Annotated in this window: 4 protein-coding genes; 1 reads left to right on the forward strand and 3 read right to left on the reverse strand. The window is 35.1% G+C overall.

Features of this window, described 5'->3' with window-relative positions:
• Positions 1–248: 248 nt before the first annotated feature.
• Together V7137_RS23180 and V7137_RS23185 are read right to left on the reverse strand one after the other, a co-directional pair.
• Entirely contained in the window at positions 249–509 is a 261-nt protein-coding gene (locus V7137_RS23180; protein ID WP_335700257.1) for a hypothetical protein, read from the reverse strand.
• Between the two features lie 58 nt (positions 510–567).
• Positions 568–1,155 carry a hypothetical protein gene (locus V7137_RS23185; RefSeq protein WP_335700258.1) on the reverse strand — a complete coding sequence of 196 codons (588 nt, stop codon included), beginning with the start codon at positions 1,153–1,155 and terminating at the stop codon, positions 568–570.
• Between the two features lie 370 nt (positions 1,156–1,525).
• On the opposite strand from V7137_RS23185, the gene V7137_RS23190 reads away from it, so the two are divergent.
• Positions 1,526–1,918: a hypothetical protein gene (locus V7137_RS23190; RefSeq protein ID WP_218350943.1), complete on the forward strand. Its 393-nt coding sequence runs from the start codon at positions 1,526–1,528 to the stop codon at positions 1,916–1,918.
• Between the two features lie 283 nt (positions 1,919–2,201).
• Here the strand turns inward: V7137_RS23190 and V7137_RS23195 are convergent, their stop codons facing one another.
• A complete protein-coding gene (locus V7137_RS23195) occupies positions 2,202–3,176 on the reverse strand; it encodes an alpha/beta fold hydrolase (RefSeq protein ID WP_218350942.1) in 975 nt (324 codons plus the stop codon).
• Positions 3,177–3,446 lie beyond the last annotated feature (270 nt).

Consider the following 3,446-nt stretch of genomic DNA (forward strand, 5'->3'; position numbering starts at 1 on the left):
AGTGGAACAAGAAAAAAGGCTGCCGCAGCAACCCCAATCTTCAACTCTTGCACCCATTTACTTCAATAAGGAATTTATGTCTCGATGATATTAACCATGTCTTTATGAGTAATTTCTTTTGCCAAATCAGGTAAAACTTTCATTGGAAATACACAATTTATTTCCTTTGATAATTTTGAAGCAAATGGAATAGGACCTGTTTCCTCTAATACAAAGTCAGCTGCTGGTGGGAGATGTAGAACTTCCCACTACTCTTTTACAAAAAAGGATATCGAAAAAATATCCCCCTCTTCAATATTGATTTGACCAATTCCATATATATCTGACCCATCATTCAAAACGCCTTTTATCCTCACCCAATAATCCTCTTGAAAGTCAATAACATCTTTATCAATTTCGAAAGGTTCTACTAGTTCATCCAGTTCATCTGCATCAAATTCAACGGTTTTCCAAACTGGATGAACATCAAAATCACACAGTTCTAACTCATGAATAGATTTTCTTTTCATATATGCCCTCCATTTTAATCCTTATTAAACAAACCTGCTTCGTTAGCACAATAAGAAGTTAACGTTTTATATTGACATCATAGGTTTCCGCAACAAACACAAAGTCTAGCTGTTCTTTATTAATTAATATACTTGTTTTAGCAGGATTACCTGTGTTTGCTGAAACAATATCAACCTCTACAAGGTTAAAACTTACATTGTAAGCCTCTTCTACATCAAGTCCACCTGTTAAAGAATGTACCCCGTCCCCAAAAGACTTAAAAGCGAGTACCTTTTCTTCCAAATCATCATTATCCATCTCAATCCACTGTCCGTTTACTAAAACTGCAAAAGAAAGGTGCTTCGGAATGCATTCAATATGATTTATCCCTTTGTAGCATCTTAATGAAAACATATAGGTATGCGTTTCATTCCAATTAATATCAATGCCATATTTAAAAGCAAAAGTATTGTAAACCATCTCATAAAATAAAGGCACTACAATATCATCCCAAGAATCATATGCGAAAGCATTAATCGGAATTAAATGAGGGTATAAACTGACAATAGCTTGTTGGAAATTCAGTAAAATTGATGTATCAGAGATTCCTTGCAAAGCATCATCTATTTCGTGTTCAAACTCTTTTAAACGTCTATTATCAATCACATCATTTCCCCTAAAATCATCCCTTTTATTATGTAATTCAATGTTTGTAAAAAAATATCCTTCTTAAGCTAACCTGATTCTTTAGTTGAATAAGAAAAGCAACCAGTTTATTGGCAACCGTTTTCTTTCACAGAAGCCCCCGATAGCATTCCTGTAGATCGTTATTTTTCGACTTTGAAAAAAATAGGGCTCCTCAGTAAGTTATGAGTATAGACACCACTCTAACTCACAACTTTAGGAGGAACCCTACTATGAAGTTAGCTTGCCTAACTCTTACAAGTTTAGTGAGACTAACAGCAAGCTATTTTACAATTTCTAATTGGTGTATAATAGTGTGAAGAAATTGTATTTTAACGGGGTGGTAATGAAAATGAAGATTTTGTTTGATGAAACTTACACTTCAAATGACGGAAAGCGAACAAGCAGGAATATTTGGTATGGAGATGCTGATATATCTGTTGATGGTGAATATGGAAAAAACATTAATCTTAATGAAGATTTTATGGATAATTTATGCGAAATAATAAAAAATGACTTATCTAAAAATGCAGCAAATAAGCCTACTGAAACTAACTGGTATATTTATGGAAGTGGTGTAACTCAGGACGCTATTGGAGACAATATCCGTCCGACAATTATGGTTCGTGAGAGGTCTGACGAGTTTATAACTAATTTTAATATCAGTGACCACGATTTTGCTGTAAATATTGATGCTATTCTGTTGTTTAAGGCGGATTTTGAAAAACGTTTAGCTAGTCATTGAGGAGTAATATCACTATAAGCATTTTCAAACTATTTGAGGGGATGATTTCATAATGAATTCATTCTCCTTTTTCATCTGGTGAGAGTCTTTTTGTGTGGAGGAAAAGGGCATTTAATAATACAGATTGTGAATAATTACACTTAAATTAAACTGCTCCGTTACTTGAATAAGAAAAAGGCTTTACTCCTTCTTGAAGTAAAGCACTCGTTGGTAAAACAAGAAAAGGGATACCACAGTAACCCTTTGTTAAACTAGCGTCGTTTCATTTGAGTAATGAACGGCGTTATTCTTTAACAATGTTTAAAATTTCCTTGGCTACTAGGTCAGGATGATAATGATGTATATAATGTTCTGCATCCTCTACTATGACTTGCTTACCCCTATCGGACCATGAAGTCAATATAGCCTGACTGTCGATCCATTCCGATTGTTGCTTTCCAAATCTCCCTGCAGTAATAACTGTCATAGGAACCTCCAAAGGCTTCTCTCCTTTCAACACTTTCCTAGCATTTAGCTTACTCTGCCGCATTTCATCAGTGATGTTTTTGTTGCTTGCTTTAAGAAGTGTGGAAATTCGATCAAGCTCCTTCAGTTCATTAGGTAATTGTTTCAGTCCGTTGCGTTCGCTTCCAAGTGATTCCGCAAATCCTTCAAAATGATACATCACTCGGGCGACACCAGACTTAACAAGAAAACGTTGAATTAAGGAAACCCCCGTTAAAGGTGTCTGTTTAGCGTAATATTCAGGGCTTCCGCCATCCAACAGCACAATTCCCTTTACTTCATCCTGATACTTTTGAACAAAGCGAATCGTCTCAAGTGAACTAAGAGAGTGTCCGACCAGGATATAAGGAGGTTGTATCTCGGATTTTTTTAATAATTCATGCATTTCTTCTACAATGTTGTCGATATCTCGTTTTCTCTCCGTTTGATCGCTGTAACCATAACCAAAGCGATCGATCACAGCAAATCTGGCATGCGCTTCAATTCTATCATACAATGGATAATAGTCGACGTAAGGATTGACGGTTCCCCATCCAGCATTAAAAATTACAGTCAATTCTCCTTCTCCCCCGGTATAAATATGCATTTTGTGACCAAAGACATCATACTGCTCACCAGGAGGCTTGTACTTTGCCAGATCGTTATTTACGCCATTCCATTGGTATACAAAACCTACTCCCAATAATACAATCACGATTGCTAGCACATAAATCAAAGTTTTTTTCGTCAATCTCCATAATTTTTTTACGTTCATCCACTCCCCAGTTTTCCCAAAAGATACTTGGTCATTTTTATTTTTATTATAGTGTACTGCCTGACTAATTTGTGTAAAAAATTGGTAAAATTTATTCAGTTATTATATTTGGGATTGTTTAACTAGTTAGTAACTTTGATCCATTATTTCCTTTACATGCTTGAAGAAGTCCAAAATACACAAGGTTATGCTTGCATATTTTGGACTTCTTCAGATATTTTGTTATGGAATATAAGTTCTTCTTTAGCTAATTGTCGTTTGATAAAAAAG

Source organism: Neobacillus drentensis (assembly GCF_036962765.1).
GTDB classification, from domain to species: Bacteria; Bacillota; Bacilli; order Bacillales; family Cytobacillaceae; genus Neobacillus; species Neobacillus drentensis_C.